Consider the following 21814-nt stretch of genomic DNA (forward strand, 5'->3'; position numbering starts at 1 on the left):
ATGCGCGGGACCAATACACCTTAACGACTGCTGGTGATATTTACAAATTAAATGTATAAATCTCTAGTATTTGTTTTTTGAATAAACGGGCGGCGGGGTGGATTACCCTGGCGGATTTCAGAAAGGGTTTGAGCATATGGATCATCAACTATCAAGCAGTCCCAGCCTGAACCGGCCCTTGTACGACCTGGACCTGCTGCGGGCCTTGTTGACGGTAGTCGATTGCGGCAGCTTCACGGCGGCCGCAACGCGTTTGCATTCCACACAGTCCACGATCAGCCAGAAAGTGCGGCGCCTGGAGGAACTGGCCGGGCTGCGTCTGCTGGACCGGGCCAGCCGGGGCGTCAGCACGACTGAAGCGGGGCAGACCCTGTTGGGTTACGCCCGCCAGATGCTGGCTTTGAATCATCAGCTGTCTGAAGCCCTATCCGGTTCTCTGGTGACTATTTCCGTGCGTCTGGGCGTGCCTGAGGACTTTACCAATGGACAGACCATGCGGGCCTTGGCGGGCTTCAACCGTCGCTTCCCGCAGGTGCGTCTGGAAGTCAGTAGCGGCCTGAGCAGCGACCTGCTGGCCGCTTACGATCAGGGTGAGCTGGATCTGGTGCTGGTCAAGCAGCGTCACAATGCCCGTGAAGCGGTGGCTTGTCTACCCGAGCAGACGGCCTGGGTGGATAGTGCGACTGATCCGGTCTTTCATCTGGACCCCATCCCCTTGGTGACCTTCCCGCGTCGGGGTGTGTATCGAGAGGAAATCATCAGTGCTGTCGAGTCCTTGGGACGTCGTTGGCGTATCAGCTTTACCAGTTCCAGCTTGAGCGGTATTCAGGGGGCGGTGGCAGACGGGATGGGGATCAGCTTGCTGCCGCGGCGTGCGGTGCGCGATGACCATGTTGAATTGGGCCAAGCACAAGGTCTGCCCCGTATCGATGCTTTTGAACTGGCGATTTTGCATCGGCCTCATGCCAATGAGATGGTGACGGCCTTGTCCCGTGTACTGGTAGAGATGCTGGCACCCGAGAGCGCCCGCCGTCCTGGATAGCCTGCTGTTGGGCTGGCGAGGCTCGTAGAGCTTAGACAGGGTTTAGCGCTTGGGTGTGACCGGATCAAAGTGCGTCATGACATCCAGCACGGGCTCTTCGGCCATTACACGGTCCCGTGCGGCCACGGCAATGGCATGACCTTGTGCAATAGTCAGGGTGCCGTCCATTTCCAGATCCACTTCTACCCAGATCATGTCACCCAGCTTGCGGGTTCTTAGCTGGTGTATGCCTTCCACACCGGGGGTCTCGCGCAAGAGCTTGGCAATGCGCTCTTCCGTTTCCTGATCGACCGCTTTATCGGTCAGGTCGTGAAATGCGCCAATAGAAAACTTCCAGCCCATGCGCAGAATCATCAAACCCACAATACTGGCGGCCAAGGGGTCGCCCAAGGGCAGACCTGCCAGGTTGGCCATCACCCCGACGCTGACGACCAGCGAGGAGGCTGCGTCGGAGCGCGCGTGCCAGGCATTGGCAACCAGCATGGTCGAGCGCAAGCGCTTCGCGACACGCAACATGTAGCGAAACAGGAGTTCTTTACTACAGAGCGCGATGAAGGCAATGGCCAGGGCAATCGGGTGTACTGCTTCGATGCTGCTGGGGTCGCGCAAGGAAGACACGGCATTCCATAGCATGCCCAGTCCGACGGCCAGCAAGAGGCCGCCAATGGCCAGGGTGGCCGCCGTTTCGTAGCGCAAATGTCCGTAAGGGTGATCTGCGTCCGGACCTCGACGGCTATGGCGGTTGGCGATCAGCACTACAAAGTCCGACAGCAGGTCGGACAGGGAGTGGATGGCGTCAGCAATCAGGGCCTGCGAATGAGCAAACAGACCCACCACAATTTGCAGCACGCTCAAACTGATATTGACGATGACACTGACCCAGGTGGAGCGCTGTGCACCAAGGTGCCGATCCAGTTCAGTAGGGGGGATGTTTTCCATGCCAAGAGGTCCTTGCATTCAAAGCAGCAGACTGTGCATCAATACAGCAGTTTCAAGATAAAGAGTGTATCGGCTTTCCGGGGTTACGGGGCGCTGAAAGGGGCTTGGCAGACTGTTTTGAGCCTGTTCTTTGGTAGATGTAGACAAAAAAGCCTCGCTTTTTCGGCGAGGCTCTTTTGCGTATCAGGAATGCGTCTTAATTGATGCGCATACCGGGCTGGGCACCGGGGAATGGTTCCAGAATATAGATGCCTTGATCCACCGCATCATCCGCATGGCTGGCCGCCAGCACCATGCCCTCGGATACGCCGAAACGCATCTTGCGAGGAGCCAGGTTAGCGACCAGTACCGTCAGCTTGCCGATCAGATCTTCGGGCTGGTAAGCCGACTTGATGCCGGAGAACACTTGGCGCAAGCGGCCTTCGCCAGCGTCCAGGCTCAGACGCAGCAGCTTGTCCGAACCTTCTACGGCTTCGCAACTGACGATTTTGGCAATGCGCAGGTCCACCTTGATGAAGTCCTTGATGTCGATGGTTTCGGCAATGGCTTCACCACCGGGCAACACGACGGGAGCGGGTGGCGGAGCCAGCAGCTCGTCCACCATGGCGCTGTCTACTCGCTGCATCAGATGCTTGAAGGGAGCGATGTGATCAGGCAAGGCAGCCACGTCGTCCCAGACAAAGTCGCGGTCCAGACCAAACAGTTCGTGGGCCACGCGATGGGTCAGGGTGGGCAAGATGGCGGTCAGCATGACGGATAAGCCCTTGAAGCCAGCCAGGGTGCGCGAGCAAATATCTTGCAGCGCATCTTTCTGAGCTTGCTCGGCGGTCGCAATGCCTTTGGCCATGACCCAAGGTTGGGCGGTATCAAAAGCCTGGTTGATGATGTCGGCCTGAGCCATGATCTGGCGCACGGCACGACCATACTCGCGGCTTTCCAAGTCGGTGCGGACTTTCTCGGCGACTTCCTTGAGCTGGTTTTGCAGTTCGGAAGTGTCGCCCTGGTATGCCAGCTTGCCATCAAAATGCTTGCTGATGAAGTTGGCGGCACGGCTGGCGATGTTGACGTACTTGCCAATCAGGTCGCTGTTGACGCGGGCAATGAAGTCGTCAGGATTGAAATCCATGTCTTCGACGTGCGAGTTCAGCTTGGCGGCCATGTAATAGCGCATCCACTCTGCATCCATGCCCAGCTCCAGGTAGCGCAGAGGCGAAATGCCGGTGCCACGGCTCTTGGACATTTTCTCGCCGCTAACCGTGATGAAACCGTGCACGTTCAAGGCGTCAGGCACTTTACGGCCGGAGAACTTCAGCATGGCAGGCCAGAACAGGGCGTGGAAGTACACGATGTCCTTGCCGATGAAGTGGACCTGCTCGGTGCTGCCTTCCGGATCCAGCAAGGCATCAAAGTCCAGACCGGCCTTGGCGCAGTAGGCTTTCAAGGAGGCCAGATAGCCAACAGGGGCGTCCAGCCAGACGTAGAAATATTTGCCGGGAGCGTCCGGAATCGGGATGCCGTAGTAGGGTTCGTCGCGGGAAATATCCCAGTCGTTCAGAGAGGCCTCTGCGCCTTCGCCTGTACCCAGCCATTCGCGGGTCTTGCCCAGCACTTCCGATTGCAGACGTGGCTTGCCCTGGGCGTTCTTGCCCGTGGTCCACTCTTGCAGGAAGGCTACGCAGCGCGGGTCGGACAGACGGAAGAAAAAGTGCTCCGAGGTCTTTAACACCGGACGTGCATTGGTCAGGGTGGAGTAGGGCTCGATCAGTTCGGTAGGAGCGTAAACCGCGCTACAGACTTCGCAGCTGTCGCCGTACTGGTCCTTGGCGTGACACTTGGGGCACTCGCCCTTGATGTAACGATCGGGCAGGAACATGCCTTTGACCGGATCGTAGAACTGTTCGATGGTGCGGGTGTCAATAAAGCCGGCGCTTTTCAGCGTGCGGTAGATATCCTGGGCCAGTTCGACGTTGTCTGGCGAGTCCGTACGGTGCCAGTGGTCGAATTTGACGTTAAAGCCGTTCAGGTAGGTGGGGCGCTCGGCCGCGATCTTGTCTACCAACTGAGCGGGGGTAATGCCAGCGCTTTCTGCCTTGAGCATGATGGGCGCGCCATGGGCGTCGTCCGCACACACAAAATGCACAGTATGTCCCGACATTCGCATGGACCGAACCCAGATGTCGGCCTGGATATATTCCATGAGGTGGCCGATGTGAAACGAGCCGTTGGCATACGGCAGGGCGGTCGTAACAAATATCGTTCGTGACATGACTTAACAAAATAAAAGAGAAAGGGAACAAGGATTCTACGGTCTATTGCACACTTGTGCTGCGCCAGACCGAGGAATGTCCACGGGCAAAGTGCTGATCGGCAATTGCGAATGATACAAATGCACACACCCTGAGCCTTTGACGACTCAGGGTGTTCGGGGGCAGTGCCTAATCAGCGTTGCTGCTCGCCAAAGGCTTGGCGAACAGTCAAGAACTGTTAAGGAATCTCGCGCATCTCGATGTCGGTGACATCACGCGAACGTGGTGTGGTCGACTGTTTGCTGGCAGCGGCAGGGCGGCGGCGCTGGTCCCAATAGGCTTTGACGCCGAAAGGACGGCCACTAATACGCGCCACAATGTATAAAATGCCGATCGCAATAGCGGTAGAAACCATGAAGATAAACGCCATGATTGCACCGAAAATTGTCAGCAAGACAAAGAGGGCTGTGCGGATAATCTGGTTAAATGTGTTCATAGGGTTAGTATGACATCATAAGTGTAAAAAAATTCCTCTTGAACCGCTAATTTTCTGGTTTAAAGGTATGGTGATGTTTCTTTATATCAAGGTTTTGGATAAATGACAGTGAGTTCCGAGCGCGTGTTGCAAGCCCTGGCGAGTGTGACCGATCCCAACACGTTAAAGAAGTTATCGGTCGATGCGGGTCGATGCGAGCTGAGCATTGACCAGAACCAGGTTGAGCTGACTTTGCACCTGCCCTATACGGCTTATGACATTCAGGGACAGCTGCGCGAACGTATCGAGCAAGCCTTGACAGGCGTGGGTGCCACCCTGTCCAAGCTGCATTTGAATCCCCGCATTGGCGTGCATGCTGTGCAGGAAGGGTTGCGACCCATGCCCAATATCCGCAACATTATTGCGGTGTCCTCGGGCAAGGGCGGTGTGGGTAAAAGTACAACGTCGGTGAACCTGGCTTTGGCCTTGCATATGCAAGGTGCGCGTGTTGGTTTGCTGGATGCGGATATTTATGGCCCTAGCGTGCCCACCATGCTGGGCCTGCACGAGCGCCCGCGCAGTGCAGACGGCAAGATGATGGAGCCGCTGATCGGTCACGGTCTGCAAGCCAACTCGATTGGTTTCCTGCTGGACGAAGACGCTCCCGCAATCTGGCGCGGCCCGATGGCAACCCAGGCGTTGACACAGCTGCTTACACAAACGCGTTGGGATGATCTGGACTACCTGATTATCGATATGCCTCCCGGCACTGGCGATATCGCCTTGACCTTGTCGCAGAAAGTGCCTTTGACGGGTGCGGTAATTGTGACCACCCCTCAGGATCTGGCGCTGATCGACGCCAAGCGTGGCTTGAACATGTTCCAGAAGGTGAATGTGCCTGTTCTGGGTATTGTGGAAAACATGTCGGTCCATATCTGCTCGAACTGTGGTCATGCTGACCCGGTCTTCGGTCAGCATGGTGGTCGCGATATGGCCAGCCAGTTCAACGTGCCTTGGCTGGGTGCCTTGCCGTTGGCAATGAGCATTCGGGCTCAGACCGACTCCGGTACCCCGACGGTGATTGCCAGCGCAGACAGTCCCGAGGCCCGCCTGTATCACGAGATTGCCAATCGCGTTTCGGCTAACTTGTCGCAACTTCCTCCAGACACGTCGGGGCAGCGCCCCAAGGTTGTTCCTCGTCCTCTTTGAGTACGTATGCGCAAATCCGGCTTTTGCCTGTTGTTTTCGATAGTCCTGAGCCCTGCAGTATGGGCTCAGTCTTCCGTTCCCGATGTCATTATTGATCCGGGGGGAGTGCCCCCCCAGGCGCTGAAAGAAATTCAGCGCGCGGTCAGTGCCATTACACGTTTGGCGGAAGACCAGGACTTGGGAGAGGTCTCGCGTCTGCGGCGCCGGGCTCACGATGCGACCGTCTCTGCCTTGCAGACTCAGGGTTATTTTGACTCTGTGGTCACGCTGGAGGTGGGTGAGGATTCCAGCGGTGAATATTGGGACATCATTATTCAGCCGGGCGAAATCACGCGCGTACGAGACATTGCCCTGGACTTCAAAGGCAAGATTCAGGAGCCGGAATATCAGGTGCGTCTGGAAGGGATCAAAGCCAGCTTTCCTTTGAAAGTGGACGATCCCTTTTTGAATTCGGTCTGGTCCTCCGCCAAGTCGGATCTGCTGGAAAGTGTACAGCGCCAGGACTTTTACTACGCTCGTTACATAGACACGCGGGCAACCGTATTGGCCGATGAAGGCGTGGCCGACCTTTCCCTGAAAGTGGATAGCGGGCCGAGGGTTCGCATGGGGCCGCTGGAAACCACTGGCCTGAAGCGAGTTCCCCAGTCTCTGGTAGACCGCTATGTGCGCTATACCCCCGGTGATCCTTACGATCAGGACAAGCTGGACGAGTGGCAGCAATCTTTGGCTGCCACCACTTTTTTCCGGGGTGCCTTTGTCACCCTGGATGAACAAGCCGGCAAAAAGAAAGAGCTTCCAGATGGTGATGTAGAACTGCCTGTACGTGTACGGGTTACAGAAGCGCCATCCAGGCAGTTCACCGGCTCCTTGGGTTTTGACAGTGACCACGGCGCGCGTGTTGAGGCCTTGTATCGAAAGAATATTGTGTTTGGCCTGCCGATCTGGACCGAGGCCGGTATTGGCGTGGATAAAAAACGTCAGCGGGCCTTTTATGACATTCACTTGCCGCCCACCATTAGCGGCTACAAGAACAGTTTTGGTGTCTTGTACGATCGCTCAGACATTGAAGGTTTGGACACGGAGCGGGCGGCCCTGGGCTGGAAGCTGCGCCAGGAGCGACAGGCAGCGGGCAATAGCCGCGTGGAATATGAAACCGAATGGGGCTTACTGGGCGCCTGGGACAAGACCAAGATTTCCGGCCTGCCCACCCGTGAAACACCTTCTGCCATTGCAACCTGGCAATGGCTGCGTCGGGACGTAGACAAGAAGTACGATCCGCGCGAAGGCAATCTGATTGATTTCGGCGTGGGCGCCGGTGTCACGCTGGACAAGGGCGAGACCTTTTACCGCAGTAATTTGCGATTGCAGCAGTGGTGGCCAGTTGGGGAGCGGGATATTTTGTCCCTGCGGGGTGAAATCGGTAAGGTTTGGCGCATGACGGACCGCACACCGCCTGACTTCGGTTATCGCACCGGGGGCGCTCGCAGTGTCCGTGGTTACAAATATCAAAGCATTGGCCTTCGACAAGGCGATGCCGTGGTGGGTGCGCCAGCCATGGCCGTAGCCAGCGTGGAATACACGCACTTTTTCACCAGCATGTATGGCATGCGAGCTTTTGTTGACGTGGGTGACGCTGCGCCCAGCTTTGGTGATATGGATTTAGCCTGGGGCTACGGTTTGGGTGCGGTGGTGCGCACCCCTGCTGGCCCTTTCAATCTTGATCTGGCCTATGGTCAGCGAGACAAACGCGTACGTTTGAGCTTTTCTTTGGGAATCGCATTTTAATGGCTTGGGTTCGGCGCTGGTTCCGATATTTCGCTTTGTGGGGCATTCCCTTTGTGGTGATTGCCCTGCTGCTTGTTTGCGGCTTTGTGTATTGGGTGCTCGCCAGTCAGGCCGGTACAAGCTGGGCCTTGCGCACGGCTTTGCCCTATGCGCAGGGCAGCGCCCAAGGCGTGCGCGGAACCATCTGGGATGGCTTGAGTATCGACCACCTAGTGCTGGGCTTGCCGGACACCCATGTGGATATCGAGCGTTTTCGCTTGCAGGCCAACTGGAAAGAACTGTGGGAACGCCGCCTGCACGTGGTAGAGCTTAGTGCTCAGAAAGTGGATGTGGCCTTGACCTCCTCGGACGAGCCCAAGTCCGAGGAGCCCTTCACAATGCCCGAGCTGCCTATCAGTATTGCCGTGGATAAGCTGGCTTTGGGGCAGTTCTTGTTAACGCAGGATGGCACGCCCTTGCCGGTCGCGATTGCGGATTTGTCTTCGGCACTGGCGTTGGATTCCGACAGCGCGCAGCTTCGACTGTACGATTTGATGGTGGCTAATGAGTCCATCCGCGCTGGTTTTCAGGGTGAGGTGGAACTGGCGGGACTGCAAGCGCCTTACCCGGCACGAGCCGATATTCAAATCATTGCTCGCGGTTTGACGGCCGATTCGCCTATTTGTGCGAAACAGTATTTGCCTGCTTATGCAGAGCCGTCGAAATCCGGCAAACCTGCCGAGAAGGCAGTAGTCGATCGGTCCAAAAAAATAGCCACTGTTGAAACGGCCAAAACCAGTGCCAAGGCTGCAATAACACAGCAAGGTCAAGCTGAGGCCAGCGCACCGAGTCATGCAACTCCTGCCAGCCAGCCGGTCGATCAGCCCGTAGACGCCCATGGTGTCGCCGGAGTCATCAGCTCCGAGCCCGAGGGTAGTACGGGTCTTGGCGATGAAGAACGTATCCAGGAACCAGTTGCTGTTCCTGAGCCCGAGCCTTTGCCCGATTGTGTGGTCAACGCTCAAATCACCTTGAATGGCTCTCTGGAACAAGCCACCTTGCTGCTTAACGGTCAGGGCCAGGGCTATAGCCTGGACGCCAGCGCAGAATTGAGCCCGCTGGATTCCGTGCCAGTGCGTCAGGCCAAGGTGGCGGTGAAACTGCCGGACGAGTCCTCGCTGGATGCAGACTTCGCCTGGGATGCCACGCAGGAAGGTGTGCACGTTCAGGATCATTTCAAAGGTCAGTTCCGCAGCGACAAGCTGGATCTGCATGCCTTGTTGGGCGATGTGCTGCCCGACGCCCTGATTAATACGCAAGGTCAGTTCGATGTGGTCTTGGCGGATAAAGAACAATTGCTCTCCGCGGATGTGGATGTGCAGCTTTTGCAGGGCAGTCGCTGGAACAAGCAGGCCGCTATCGGGCAGATTAAGGCAAAAGCGTCGGCTCCGGCTCAGCCGGGCCAAGCGGATTGGTGGCGTTTGCTGTCGGTTTCGGATGTGCTCACCGATATGAAGATCGGGGATAACCAGGTTCAGTTGAAAGGTGGTTTTGGCATGTCTGGCAAGGCCGAGCTGGATTTGCTGGCGAAGATGCCTCGTGCCGAGCAACTGTGGCCTGGCCTGGAGCTGGGCAAGGCGTCGGCAGAAGGGCAGTTGCGTGGCGATATCGCTCATCACACCCTGCAGTTGAAGGGTCAGTACGACTTGGGCGGCAAGGCCAAGGGGCAGTTGGGCCAAGGCATGGCCGAGGCCGATCTGGCACTGGAAGGTGGCTGGCATTTTGCCGATCAGGGCAAGGCCGCGTATTGGGATGGCAAGGTAAATCGTTTGGTGGCCGACCATGCCGGTTTGATCGTGCGTTTGCAGTCGGCACTGCCTGTGCGTTTTACCGATGCTCTGCGGGCGCCGGAGCCTCCTGTTCAAGTTGCCACAGCAGAGGCCAAGGGCCAATCCAAGGTTGAAGGTGATGTAGCAGGCCAGGGGGCCGCCAAGGAAGAAGGAGCGGCTCAGGCCGGTATAAATCCGGAAACTAAGGACAACCCCGATACTAAGCCTGCTGCTGCGGCCAATGCTGCTCCGTCTGCTTCATCGGCAGCAGAGCAAGCGAAGGCACAGGCTGGCGTTCCCGAAAACGCAGCCGATAAAACAGCAAACGCTCCCAAGGCACCCGAGCCTTTGGCTCCCTGGTCAGTGCGAGTTGGTGCCGGTACGTTGAGCACCACAGTTGATGGCGAACCCTGGATCAATCTGCGTCATCAGGAATCCACTTACCAGCCTGGACAATGGGCCAGCCGTGGTGAGTTGTTGGATCTGGTCCTGTCCGAGCCTCGCATCGCGCGCTTGCTGCGCAAAGTTGGCGTAGAAGAGAACGCTGACAAGGCCAAGGGTGGTGTCAAGATTGCCAAGAACAAGAAAACCCAGCCGCCCGAAATTGATATCAAAGCGCGCTGGGACCTGAAATTTAATGGCGCCTTGTCCGGCCAGGTGCGCGTCGACCGCGTGGCGGGGGATGTACAGGTTTTTGCTGAGCCGCCCATGTCCCTGGGGCTGGAAGATCTGAGTATCGTCATCAATGCGAAACCTACCTCGGCCACGACCAGCCGTCTGGATGCCCAGATGGATGTGCGTACCAAGGAAATGGGTTACGTCACAGCCAAGGCCCAGACCCCTCTTCACGGGCTGGCCTTGAATGAGAACGATCGCAAAACGGTCAGCATACAAGCCAATATTGATGACTTGAGCTGGACGCGCCTGTTCCTGGGCGATGCCATGGAGCTGGGCGGTCGCTTGAATGCAGACGTGAATATTGATGTGGGTGCGAAATGGGCCTGGACCAGTCGTGGCACGGTAAGGGGCCGCGAGTTGCGTTTCACACGTCTGGATGACGGCATCCGTCTAATTGACGGTCAGTTGGATGCCCGTTTCGATGGTGACATTTTCCGCCTGGAGTCCTTGACGTTCCCGGCTCGCCCACGAGTAGAGCCGCAGGAATGGCGTACCGCAACCTGGCTGAAAGAGAGCCCGGACGCCAAGGATGGCAAGCTGACTGTGTCGGGGCAGTGGAACCTGAGCACTCAGCAAGGGGCCTTTGACGTGGATATTTTCCGCTTCCCGATTCTGCAGCGCTCCGATCGTTACGCCATGATGTCCGGCAATATCAATCTGGACATGGAACTGCCGCGTATTGCCATTACCGGCAAGGTTGTTGCTGATGCGGGTTGGTTCAACCTGGACATGTTGGGTGGTATTCCCACTGTTGATAGCGATGTGGTGATTGTGCGGGCAGGCGACGAACCGGCTTCCGAGCCTTCCCAGGCTGCAACCGACATGAGCATGGAAATTGATGTGGATCTGGGGCCGCGTTTTTACCTGACGGGTTACGGCGTGAACTCCGGTCTGGTTGGCAGCCTGAGGGTCACCATGATCGGCGGCAAGTTGACCGGCATGGGTGCCTTGCGCACTCGTGGCGGGCGAATTGAGCTCTATGGTCAGAAGTTGCTGCTCAAGCGTGGAACCGTGACCTTCCAGGGTGACATTACCTCGCCTATTCTGGACATCGAAGCCTTGCGTACCGGTCAGGCAGTAGAGGCAGGTGTTAAGGTAGCCGGTACGGCTCGCAAGCCCAGAATTGATTTGGTGTCCTACCCGGAAGTCAGCGAAGTTGAAAAACTGTCCTGGCTCCTGCTGGGCCACGGGCCGGATGATTCTGGTGGTGACATGGCCTTGCTGCTCAGTGTCGGGACGTCCTTCCTGGGCGATGGCGAGCCCTTCTACCGCAAGTTCGGGATTGATGAAGTGGCCATGCGCTCGGGCGACCTGGGCAGTGCCGGTAGCATTTTGCCGGTGGAAAGTGTGGTCAAATCCCTGAACAGCGGCACCAGCAACGAAGAGCGCAAGTTTATTGCGATCACCAAGGCACTGACGGCGGATATTTCCGTTAGCCTGGAGCAGGCCATGGCCGATACCGGAACGGTGGGTCGAGCCAGCTACCGCCTGGCACGAGGCCTGACGGCTGAGGTCAGCGCCGGTACGGTAAACGGTCTGGCCCTGATTTACCGCTGGTTCTCGAAGGATTGATGCGGGCTTGCCCGGCGCAAAGCGGGCAGAGAATTGTGGCGCAAATGACATATTTGCGCCGCAATTGGCTTGTGTGTGTATCTAAACGATAAAATAACCGGTTACTGATTTAAGGCGGCTAATTTCTTATGAGTATCAAAAGCGACCGTTGGATTCGGCGGGCTGCTGCCCAGGGCGTGATCGAGCCTTTCGAACCAGGCCAAGTGCGCAATGTAGACGGACAACGTATCGTCAGCTACGGCACCAGCAGCTATGGCTACGATGTGCGTTGTGCCAACGAATTCAAAATTTTCACCAACATCAACTCGACCATCGTGGACCCCAAGGCTTTCGATGAGAAATCCTTTGTGGATTTTGTCGGTGATGTGTGCATTATTCCGCCCAATTCTTTCGCGCTGGCCCGCACGGTTGAGTACTTCCGTATTCCTCGCAGTGTGTTGACCATGTGTCTGGGCAAGAGCACCTATGCCCGTTGCGGCATCATCGTGAACGTGACTCCGCTGGAACCCGAGTGGGAAGGCCACGTCACCCTGGAGTTTTCCAACACCACCCCGCTGCCAGCCAAGATTTACGCCGGTGAAGGGTGTGCACAGATGTTGTTCTTTGAAAGCGATGAAGTGTGCGAAGTGTCGTACCGCGACCGCGGCGGCAAATATCAAGGTCAGCTAGGCGTTACCCTGCCTCGTACCTAGGAGTTCTGGATGAAGTTTCGTTTTCCCATCGTCATCATCGACGAAGACTACCGTTCCGAAAATACGTCGGGCCTGGGCATTCGAGCCCTGGCCTCGGCGATAGAGGCCGAAGGCGTAGAGGTTCTCGGGGTCACCAGCTATGGTGACCTTAGTTCTTTTGCGCAACAGCAAAGCCGCGCGAGCGCCTTCATTTTGTCGATTGATGATGAGGAATTCGATGTGGATTCCCCGGAGGATGTCGCCAATGCGATCAAGAACCTGCGCTCCTTTATTGGCGAGCTGCGGTTCCGCAACGAGGACATCCCCATCTATCTGTACGGCGAGACACGCACCTCGCAGCATATCCCCAACGATATTTTGCGCGAGCTGCACGGCTTCATTCACATGTTCGAGGACACGCCCGAGTTCGTGGCGCGTCACATCATCCGCGAAGCCCGCTCCTACCTGGAAAGCCTGGCGCCGCCGTTTTTCCGCGAGCTGGTCAAGTACGCTTCTGACGGCTCCTATTCATGGCACTGCCCAGGGCACTCGGGAGGCGTAGCCTTTCTGAAAAGCCCGGTTGGTCAGATGTTTCACCAGTTTTTTGGTGAAAACATGTTGCGTGCCGACGTCTGTAATGCGGTCGATGAATTGGGCCAACTGCTGGACCACACCGGCCCGGTGGCCGAGGCCGAGCGCAATGCTGCCCGTATCTTCCATGCCGACCACTGCTTTTTCGTGACGAACGGAACGTCCACGTCCAACAAGATCGTCTGGCACGCCAATGTGGCCAATAACGACGTGGTGGTTGTGGACCGTAACTGCCACAAGTCGATTCTGCACGCCATTACCATGACGGGCGCTATCCCGGTGTTTCTGCGCCCCACGCGCAACCACCTGGGCATTATTGGCCCGATTCCGCAAGATGAGTTCCTGCCGGAAAACATTGCGCGCAAGATCGAGGCCAACCCCTTTGCCAGCAAGGCCAAGAACAAGAAGCCCCGTATTCTGACGCTGACGCAAAGCACCTATGACGGTGTGATCTACAACGTGGAAATGATCAAGGAAACCCTGGACTCCAAGATCCCCACGCTGCACTTTGATGAAGCCTGGTTGCCGCATGCGGCGTTCCACGATTTCTATCACGACATGCACGCCATTGGTGCGGACCGTCCGCGCACCAAAGACACCATGATCTACGCCACGCACTCCACGCATAAAATGCTGGCTGGCTTGTCGCAAGCGTCCCAGATTACGGTGCAGGATGCGGAGAACCGCCCCTTGGACCGCAACGTGTTCAACGAAGCCTACCTGATGCACACCAGCACCAGCCCGCAGTACGCGATTATTGCGTCCTGTGATGTGGCGGCGGCCATGATGGAGCCGCCCGGCGGTACCGCCCTGGTCGAGGAAAGCATTTGCGAGGCCATGGACTTCCGTCGCGCCATGCGCAAGGTATCAAAGGAATATGGCGAGAACGACTGGTGGTTCAAGGTCTGGGGCCCGGACAATCTGCCTGAAGAAGGCATAGGCGAGCGCGACGACTGGATTCTGCGCTCCGATGCGGAGTGGCACGGCTTTGGCAAGTTGTCGACCAACTTCAACATGCTGGACCCGGTCAAAGCCACGGTAGTGACTCCTGGCCTGGATATTTCCGGCACCTTTGCTGAACAGGGTATTCCTGCCGCTCTGGTCTCCAAGTATCTGGCCGAGCACGGCGTGGTAGTCGAGAAAACCGGCCTGTACTCCTTCTTTATTCTGTTCACTATTGGCATCACCAAGGGCCGTTGGAATACCTTGTTGACCGCCTTGCAGCAGTTCAAGGACGATTACGACCGCAATCAGCCCATGTGGCGCATTTTGCCGGACTTCTGCAAGACTCAGCCTACCTACGAGCGCATGGGTTTGCGTGACCTGTGTCAGCAGATTCACCAAGCCTATCGCAAGTATGATCTGGCCCGTCTGACGACCGAGGTGTACCTGAGCGACATGGTTCCCGCTTTGAAGCCTTCGGATGCCTATGCCAAGATGGCGCACGGCGATATCGAGCGCGTTGGCATTGACGAACTGGAAGGCCGTGTAACGGGTGTCTTGCTGACGCCTTACCCGCCCGGTATTCCCTTGCTGATTCCTGGCGAACGCTTTAACTCGCGCATTGTGGAGTACCTGCAATTTGCACGCGAGTTCAATGCCCGCTTCCCTGGCTTTGAGACCTATGTGCATGGACTGGCGCAGGATATCGGCCCTGATGGACTGCCACGCTACTACGTAGATTGTGTGCTTGAGTCTGAAACCAACGAGTAAATCCGCGTGATCCCTTTTTTTGATGTTGCCGTCATCGGCGCAGGTGCGGCCGGTATGATGGCTGCCAGTATCGCAGGCCAGCGTGGCTTGCGAGTGGTACTGATTGATCACGCTGAAAAGCTGGCCGAGAAAATCCGTATTTCCGGTGGAGGGCGCTGCAACTTCACCAATACGGGCACCTCACCCGAGAATTTTCTCTCCAAGAACCCGCATTTTTGCCGTTCGGCCTTGGCGGGCTATACCCCTCAGGATTTTCTGGAACTGGTGCGGGAGTACCGCATCGGCTTTCATGAAAAGCACAAAGGCCAGTTGTTTTGTGATGACTCCAGCGAGTCCATCATCCAGATGCTGCGTCAGGAGTGTTTGAAAGGGCAGGTGTCCTGGCGCATGCCCTGTTCGGTGCAGTCCATTGGCCGTACCGAGGACGGCTTTGTGCTGCGCACCGGTCAGGGGGATTTGAATGCCTTGCAAGTGGTGATTGCCACGGGCGGCATGGCGATTCCGCAGCTGGGTTCCACGGACTATGCCTTGCGCGTGGCGCGTCACTTTGGGCTGAAAGTGATTGAGCCACACCCCGCTCTAGTCCCTTTGACCTTTGACGGTCGGGATTGGAAGCCATTTTCTGCCTTGAGTGGCATGGCTTTGGAGGTGGAAGTCAGCACAGGGCAGGGCAAGCAACGTCAGGCCTTTCTGGAAGATCTGCTGTTTACGCACCGTGGCTTGTCCGGGCCGGGTATCTTGCAGATCTCCAGCTACTGGCAGTCGGGCGAGAGCATTAGTGTGGACCTGGCTCCCGGTCAGGACATCGCGCAACAATTATTGGATCTGAAAGCGGGTAACCGTCAGCAACTGGTCACGGTCTTGTCGACCTTGTGGCCGCGCCGTCTGGTCGAACAATGGCTGGATACCTCGGACTTGTTGCCCAAAGGCGTGGGACAGCAACGTCTGGCTGATCTGCCGGATCGCGTGTTGCGCACGGTGGGACAGGTGATTAATGGCTGGGAGTTGAAACCTAGTGGCACCGCAGGCTATAAAAAGGCGGAAGTGATGAGCGGTGGCGTGGATACACGCGAGCTCAATCAGAAGAGCATGGAAGCGCGTAAAGTACCTGGTCTGTACTTCATCGGTGAAGCGGTCGATGTCACCGGCTGGCTGGGCGGGTATAACTTCCAATGGGCCTGGGCGTCGGCAGCAGCGTGTGCACGCGCCTTGAAGACACAGGCAGAGCAGGGTTAAGTATGCGAGCAGGAAGGGCAGTGGGCATGGTCTGCTGCCGTTTCTGAAATCATCGGGATTGTTGGCTGGTCAGTCAGGGAGGCGATATGCAGCTGCCAGGAGATAGAAAGTACGTAGTAAGCCACGAGTGGGCCAAAGATGAAGACGGTGTTGTGCTGGTTGGCATTACCGACTTTGCTCAAGATCAGTTGGGCGACCTGGTGTTTGTGGGTGACTTCACCCCAGGGACGCGTCTGGCTGCGGGTGCTATAGCGGGTGTGGTGGAGTCGGTGAAGGCCGCCTCCGACATTTACGCGCCTGTAGCGGGCGAGCTGGTGGAGTTCAACCAGGCCTTGTCCGATGCACCGCATCTGATCAATGAAGCTCCATTTGATACCTGGATTTTCAAGCTCAAGGCTGACAATCCGGCTGATCTGCAAGGTTTGCTGGATGGCCCTGCTTATGCCGCGGTGGCTGAGTAAGTTCAGATATTGAGTTAGCAGGAATACGCCTTGGTCTTGCCTGATTTTGGCGGACTGATCGCAAAAAAGGCCTGAATCCGTGTCATCGGATTCAGGCCTTTTATTTGGTTTCGAGCCTACGCGGTTAAGCGTGCAGTGAGACGGATAGCTTGGGCCAAGTAGCCGGTTTTCTTAACTACGGCGGCGGTACGTCACGTAGTCGTAAGTGAAACCGTTTTCCTCAGGCTGAGGCAGGCGCTCCACTTCTTGCCACTCACCGGCGGGCAGTTCCGGAAAGAAAGTATCTCCGTCCACATCAGCCTTGATCTCGGTCGCAATCAGTTCTTGCGCCACAGGCAGGGCCAGACGGAAAAGCTGTTCGCCACCAATCACACAAGCGGTTTCAAAGCCGGGGCAGGCTGCCAGGGCATCGTCCAGATTGCTGAATACCTGCGCACCTTCTGCCTGGTAATCCGCATTGCGGCTGATCACCAGATTCGGGCGGCCGGGCAAGGGGCGGCCCAGAGACTCCCAGGTTTTACGGCCCATGATGATGGGCAAACCCATGGTTACGCGTTTGAAGTGCTGCAAATCGGAAGGCAGGCGCCAGGGCAGGTCATTGTCCTTGCCAATGCAGCGATTGGCCGCATAGGCAACGACCAGGCGAATGAAAGGAGTGGAACTCATACGGCAACCGGCGCCTTGATGTGGGGATGAGGATCGTAGTCGGTGATTTCGAAGTCTTCGTACTCGTAATCAAACAGACTGGCAGGTTTGCGCTTGATCGTCAGCTTGGGGTAGGGGCGAGGCTCGCGCGAGAGCTGTAGCTCTGCTTGTTCGAAGTGGTTGGAGTACAGGTGACAGTCACCACCAGTCCAGATGAAATCACCCACTTCCAGATCACATTGCTGCGCCATCATGTGAGTCAGCAAGGCGTAGCTGGCGATATTGAAGGGCACGCCCAGGAAAATATCGGCACTGCGCTGGTAGAGCTGGCAAGACAGCTTGCCGTCTGCCACATAAAACTGGAACAGGGCATGGCATGGGGGCAGGGCCATCTGGCCCACATCCGCTACGTTCCAGGCCGAAACAATCAGGCGGCGTGAGTCGGGATTTTTGCGGATCTGTTCCACCAACTGACTGATCTGGTCGATATGACGGCCATCGGGAGTGGGCCAGGAACGCCATTGCACACCATAGACCGGGCCCAGATTGCCGTCCTTGTCGGCCCATTCGTCCCAGATGGAGACGCCGCGCTCTTGCAGCCAGCGCACGTTGGACTCACCACGCAAAAACCACAGCAACTCAATAAAGATGCTGCGGGTATGCAGTTTCTTGGTGGTGATCAGCGGGAAACCCTGCGACAGATCGAAGCGCATTTGGTGACCAAATACCGAGTTCGTGCCGGTGCCGGTGCGGTCCCCTTTGGGAGTGCCTTGGGTGTAGACCAGGCGCAGCAGGTCTTCGTAGGGATACAGGGACATGGTGGCCTCAGGCTTGCTGAATGTCGACGGAATAGGTGATCTCGGCTGTTTTGCCCAGCATGGCCGAAGCGGAGCAGTACTTGTCGTGCGACAGTTGTACGGCACGCTCAACCGCGGCCTGGGGCAGATCCTTGCCAGTGACCACAAAAGTGAAGTGAATCTTGGTAAAGACTTTGGGGTCGGTGTCGGCGCGTTCGGCCGTCAGCTTGACCTGGCAGCCGGTAATGGCGTGACGACCACGCTTGAGGATCAGCACCACGTCGTAGGCTGCGCAGCCACCGGCGCCGGTCAGCAGCATTTCCATGGGGCGTGGAGCCAGGTTATTGCCGCCACCTTCGGGTGCACCGTCCATGGCCGTCACATGACCACTGCCTGTACGGGCAACGAACAACATTCCGTCTTTGCCGCCCCAGTCGATTGTGCATTCCATAAGAATTCCTTTGTTTGCAGTGCGAGCCAAGACTCGTCAGTAGATTGATAGCGGTGATTGTACTTTTTGATGAGGGCTGTGTCGCGCCTGGATGGAAACCAGGTTTAGCGTGATTTGATGCGGATTTTTGCAGCTTTATTGCTAATTGAAATGTGAAGCCCGGATGTGGGCCTTGTTACTTCTCAGGGCATCTGATGGTGGCGGATGTGGCACCCGTATAAGAAATTCCATATGGACAAATCAGAGCAGAACCATGCTCTTTGTAAGATTTAGACTGGTTTTGTTGTTTGTCCTAGGATAAACTGCTGTGCGGTACACGGCATTTTGAAACAGATATGTCACAGGGGTTTACCCTCGCCTATAATGGCTGTCGCCCGTATACCAAAAAATGTCGTGCTCGTATTTGTTCTGTCTCAATAAACCTTGCTTTCAATGGGGGCTTTATTCGGACGTCACAAGCGGGTGTTTTAACATGACGGCTCTCGCGACCTAGGCAGTCGCAGATTTTTTGCGTCCATGCTCTTTTGATCTGCGACGCGTCAAGGTGCCGCCGAGCTGCTTGGCAGCTTCACATTAACCAGGCCTGGATCATTGTGAATACCGTTTCAATACTGCTACTAGCTTTCATATTGTCCGTTACAGGACTCTTTGTTTTCATCTGGTCGTTACGCCGTAACTTCTTTGACCACAGTCCCGCTGCTTCGCGAGAGATCTTCTCCAAAGGCGAAATCGGGCAGGTAGATGACCCCTCCGCCACCCCTGAACAACGTCAGGCACTTCAAGAAGAAATGGGCCGCAAGGCAATTTCGGCTGAAGATCGTCAGGCGCTGAGCCTTGAATTGGCAGAACGCGTGGAAGCCGACCGCTCCTCCGCCAAGGTCACTTTCATTTTGCTGGCCTGTTCGGTCTTCTGGCTGCTCTTTGCCTCGACGGCAGGCTTGATCAGCTCGATCAAGCTGCACGATCCCGAATTTCTGACGCAACACGCCTGGATGACCTTTGGTCGCATGCGTACGTTGCACCTGAACGGTGTGGCTTACGGCTGGGCTCCAATGGCCGCGTTCGGCGTTGCCATGTGGATGCTGCCTCGTTTGCTCAAGACTCCCCTGATCGGTGCGCGTTATGCCATCACGGGCGGGATCTTGTGGAACATTGGCCTGGCTATCGGTCTGACATGTATCGCGATGGGTATCACCGACGGTATGGAATGGCTGGAAATGCCTTGGCAGGTTGATATCCTGATGGTTATCGGTGGTGCTCTGGCTGCCTTGCCTTTGGTCTTCACCTTGCAAAACCGTCGTGCTCACCACCTGTATGTGTCGGTGTGGTACATGGGCGCAGCCCTGTTCTGGTTCCCCATCCTGTTCCTGGTCGGTAACCTGCCTGCCGTGCACGTGGGTGTTGAACAAGCAACCATGAACTGGTGGTTTGGCCACAACGTGCTGGGTCTGTTCTACACCCCGATGGCTCTGGCTTCGGTGTACTACTTCCTGCCCAAGATCATCGGTCAGCCTATCAGCTCCTACAACCTGTCTCTGGTGGGTTTCTGGGGTCTGGCATTTTTCTACGGTCAGGTTGGTGGTCACCACCTGGTTGGCGGTCCTGTGCCGCAGTGGATGGTTACCCTGTCCATCGTGCAAAGCATGATGATGATCATCCCCGTGCTGGCTTTCTCGATCAACCAGCACTACACCATGAAGGGTCACTTCCGTACCCTGATTCACTCGCCTACCCTGCGCTTTATCGTGCTGGGCGGCATGATGTACACCGTCAGCTCCATTCAAGGTTCTTTTGAAGCGCTGCGCAGCATCAACACGATTACCCACTTCACGCACTTCACGGTTGCCCACGCCCACATCGGCTTGTACGGCTTCTTTACCATCGTGATGTTCGGTGCCATCTACTACGTGATGCCACGCGTGCTGTCCTGGGAATGGCCTTACCCTAAACTGATCTCCCTGCACTTCTGGCTGGTTGTGATTGGTTTCTCCATCTACGCTATTGGTCTGAGCATTGGCGGTTGGCTGCAAGGTCTGGCCATGCTTGATCCTGCCAAAGCCTTCATGGAATCGGTGTTTGTCACGATGCCTTACCTGAAGTCGCGCTCGATTGGTGGTGGTTTGATGACTCTGGGTCACCTTGTGTTTGCCTTCCACTTTGTGGCAATGGCTTTGCGCTATGGCAGCCGTCGTATTGGTCCAGCCCTGTTTCACCAGCGCTCGGCAACTCGCAATGTAGTGGAGGCATGATTTAGTCATGGAAAGCGAATACAAACTATTGGGCGGCGCCATGGTGACGCTCGCCCTGGCCACATCGGCTCTGGTCGTTGTCCCTTACCTGCAAGTTAAAAAGGTGGAGCCTTCTCCAGGTCTGAAGCCTTACACGGAAGTGCAACTGCGCGGCCGTCAGCAATACATTGATATGGGCTGTGTCTACTGTCACTCGCAGCAGCCACGCAGCCAGAACCAGGCTCCTGACTTCCAGCGTGGCTGGGGTCGTGCCTCGGTAGCAGGCGACTACTTCTACGACACACCTCACCTGCTCGGCACCATGCGTACTGGTCCAGACTTGCTCAATATTGGTGCTCGTCAGCCTAGCGTGGACTGGCACCTGGGTCACTTGTATCAGCCTCGTGCTTATACTCCTGGCAGCAATATGCCTTCTTACCCCTTCATGTTCGAGCTCAAGGACAAGGCAGAGGAAGGCGACAAGGTTGTCAACTTGCCAGGTGATTTCGCACCAGAAGGCAAGGTGGTTGTGGCCAAGCAAGAGGCCCTGGACCTGGTTGAATACCTGTTGGCGCTGGATCGTACGTATCCCGTAGCGCCAGCCAGCGTTATCAAATAAACAGGCATTGCTGAGCTAGCGCGCCCCGCAAGGCGGGGCGCCTCGGAGAATTAGAATGAGCGACAATCGTAAATATGAAGCACAGCTGCGTGAGCATTCCGATCCGGAAGAAAACGCAGCACCGATCCCTTGGGTGGTTCTGCTGATCATTGCAGGTCTGTTCCTGTGGGGCATCTACTATATTTTCAGCAGTGACCTGAGCCATGACGCAACCGTGGGCGACAACCGTATCGTTGCCGACTTCGAATTGCCAGAAGGCGCGGTAGATGGTCAGCAGCTGTTCGTAGCCCAATGTGCCGCCTGTCACCAGGCAACGGGTGCCGGTGTTCCAGGCGTGTTCCCTCCGCTGGTGGGTTCCGAATGGGTACTGCGCAAGCCTGAAGTTTTGGTCCAGATCATGCTGCACGGTATTACGGGTGAGATCACGGTCAAGGGTAATAAGTACAATGGTGCGATGCCCGAGTTCCGCGAGAAGTTCAATGACGAGGAAATGACGGCCGTTGTTAATTACCTGCGTACAGAATTGGGTGGCAATAGCGCCGATCCTGTGGACGTGGCCTTTGTCAAAGCCGAACGTGAAAAAACAGCTGATAAAACCGATCCTTGGAATGGGGACGCTGATCTGGCTCCCATGGAAGAGTAAGACTG

At 56.5% G+C, this 21814-nt stretch carries 17 protein-coding genes; 11 read left to right on the forward strand and 6 right to left on the reverse strand.

Annotated features, from left to right (window positions below; translation table 11 throughout):
* Positions 1-136 precede the first annotated feature (136 nt).
* Positions 137-1042 carry a LysR substrate-binding domain-containing protein gene (locus ACU6HM_RS08480; protein ID WP_021446976.1) on the forward strand — a complete coding sequence of 302 codons (906 nt, stop codon included), beginning with the start codon at positions 137-139 and terminating at the stop codon, positions 1040-1042.
* 42 nt (positions 1043-1084) lie between these two features.
* Here ACU6HM_RS08480 and ACU6HM_RS08485 read toward each other — a convergent pair whose 3' ends face one another.
* The 3 genes from ACU6HM_RS08485 to ACU6HM_RS08495 form a co-directional block, all read right to left on the reverse strand.
* Positions 1085-1981 (reverse strand): cation diffusion facilitator family transporter, encoded by an 897-nt coding sequence (locus ACU6HM_RS08485; RefSeq protein ID WP_009461133.1) that lies wholly within the window; start codon positions 1979-1981, stop codon positions 1085-1087.
* Positions 1982-2177: 196 nt separating this feature from the next.
* Entirely contained in the window at positions 2178-4247 is a 2070-nt protein-coding gene (metG, locus tag ACU6HM_RS08490; protein ID WP_446763668.1) for a methionine--tRNA ligase, read from the reverse strand.
* Between the two features lie 218 nt (positions 4248-4465).
* A complete protein-coding gene (locus ACU6HM_RS08495; RefSeq protein WP_009461132.1) occupies positions 4466-4723 on the reverse strand; it encodes a hypothetical protein in 258 nt (85 codons plus the stop codon).
* 102 nt (positions 4724-4825) lie between these two features.
* Between ACU6HM_RS08495 and apbC the strand changes: the two genes are divergently transcribed.
* From apbC to gcvH, 7 genes are all read left to right on the forward strand, one after another.
* Positions 4826-5911: an iron-sulfur cluster carrier protein ApbC gene (apbC, locus tag ACU6HM_RS08500; protein WP_009461131.1), complete on the forward strand. Its 1086-nt coding sequence runs from the start codon at positions 4826-4828 to the stop codon at positions 5909-5911.
* Between the two features lie 6 nt (positions 5912-5917).
* Positions 5918-7696: an autotransporter assembly complex protein TamA gene (locus tag ACU6HM_RS08505; protein WP_009461130.1), complete on the forward strand. Its 1779-nt coding sequence runs from the start codon at positions 5918-5920 to the stop codon at positions 7694-7696.
* The gene (locus ACU6HM_RS08510; protein ID WP_404833538.1) at positions 7696-11754 is read left to right on the forward strand and encodes a translocation/assembly module TamB domain-containing protein; all 4059 of its coding nucleotides are present in this window, start codon (positions 7696-7698) and stop codon (positions 11752-11754) included. The genes ACU6HM_RS08505 and ACU6HM_RS08510 overlap by 1 nt, the downstream gene beginning before the upstream one ends.
* Before the next feature lie 128 nt (positions 11755-11882).
* Positions 11883-12446 (forward strand): dCTP deaminase, encoded by a 564-nt coding sequence (dcd, locus tag ACU6HM_RS08515; protein WP_446763669.1) that lies wholly within the window; start codon positions 11883-11885, stop codon positions 12444-12446.
* Positions 12447-12455: 9 nt separating this feature from the next.
* Positions 12456-14729 carry an arginine/lysine/ornithine decarboxylase gene (locus tag ACU6HM_RS08520; protein WP_009461127.1) on the forward strand — a complete coding sequence of 758 codons (2274 nt, stop codon included), beginning with the start codon at positions 12456-12458 and terminating at the stop codon, positions 14727-14729.
* 6 nt (positions 14730-14735) lie between these two features.
* Positions 14736-15965 carry an NAD(P)/FAD-dependent oxidoreductase gene (locus ACU6HM_RS08525; RefSeq protein ID WP_009461126.1) on the forward strand — a complete coding sequence of 410 codons (1230 nt, stop codon included), beginning with the start codon at positions 14736-14738 and terminating at the stop codon, positions 15963-15965.
* Positions 15966-16051: 86 nt separating this feature from the next.
* Positions 16052-16426 (forward strand): glycine cleavage system protein GcvH, encoded by a 375-nt coding sequence (gene gcvH, locus ACU6HM_RS08530; RefSeq protein ID WP_446763670.1) that lies wholly within the window; start codon positions 16052-16054, stop codon positions 16424-16426.
* A 171-nt stretch (positions 16427-16597) separates the two neighbouring features.
* On the opposite strand, the gene ACU6HM_RS08535 is transcribed toward gcvH, so the two are convergent.
* Genes ACU6HM_RS08535 through ACU6HM_RS08545 form a run of 3 tightly spaced genes read right to left on the reverse strand, consistent with a single transcriptional unit; the run spans position 16598 to position 18319 of the window.
* Positions 16598-17092, reverse strand: coding sequence for a dihydrofolate reductase (locus tag ACU6HM_RS08535; RefSeq protein ID WP_376911190.1), 495 nt, complete (start codon positions 17090-17092; stop codon positions 16598-16600).
* Positions 17089-17889: a thymidylate synthase gene (locus ACU6HM_RS08540; RefSeq protein ID WP_009461123.1), complete on the reverse strand. Its 801-nt coding sequence runs from the start codon at positions 17887-17889 to the stop codon at positions 17089-17091. Before ACU6HM_RS08540 ends, ACU6HM_RS08535 begins: the two co-directional genes overlap by 4 nt.
* Positions 17890-17896: 7 nt before the next feature.
* Positions 17897-18319: an OsmC family protein gene (locus tag ACU6HM_RS08545; protein WP_009461122.1), complete on the reverse strand. Its 423-nt coding sequence runs from the start codon at positions 18317-18319 to the stop codon at positions 17897-17899.
* A 593-nt stretch (positions 18320-18912) separates the two neighbouring features.
* On the opposite strand from ACU6HM_RS08545, the gene ACU6HM_RS08550 reads away from it, so the two are divergent.
* The 3 genes from ACU6HM_RS08550 to ACU6HM_RS08560 are packed head-to-tail and all read left to right on the forward strand — an operon-like array spanning position 18913 to position 21809.
* The gene (locus tag ACU6HM_RS08550) at positions 18913-20568 is read left to right on the forward strand and encodes a cbb3-type cytochrome c oxidase subunit I (RefSeq protein ID WP_446763671.1); all 1656 of its coding nucleotides are present in this window, start codon (positions 18913-18915) and stop codon (positions 20566-20568) included.
* Between the two features lie 7 nt (positions 20569-20575).
* The gene (locus ACU6HM_RS08555) at positions 20576-21166 is read left to right on the forward strand and encodes a cbb3-type cytochrome c oxidase subunit II (protein WP_026485025.1); all 591 of its coding nucleotides are present in this window, start codon (positions 20576-20578) and stop codon (positions 21164-21166) included.
* A gap of 55 nt (positions 21167-21221) precedes the next feature.
* Positions 21222-21809, forward strand: coding sequence for a c-type cytochrome (locus ACU6HM_RS08560; protein ID WP_009461120.1), 588 nt, complete (start codon positions 21222-21224; stop codon positions 21807-21809).
* Positions 21810-21814 lie beyond the last annotated feature (5 nt).

This window comes from Alcaligenes sp. RM2, assembly GCF_052931795.1.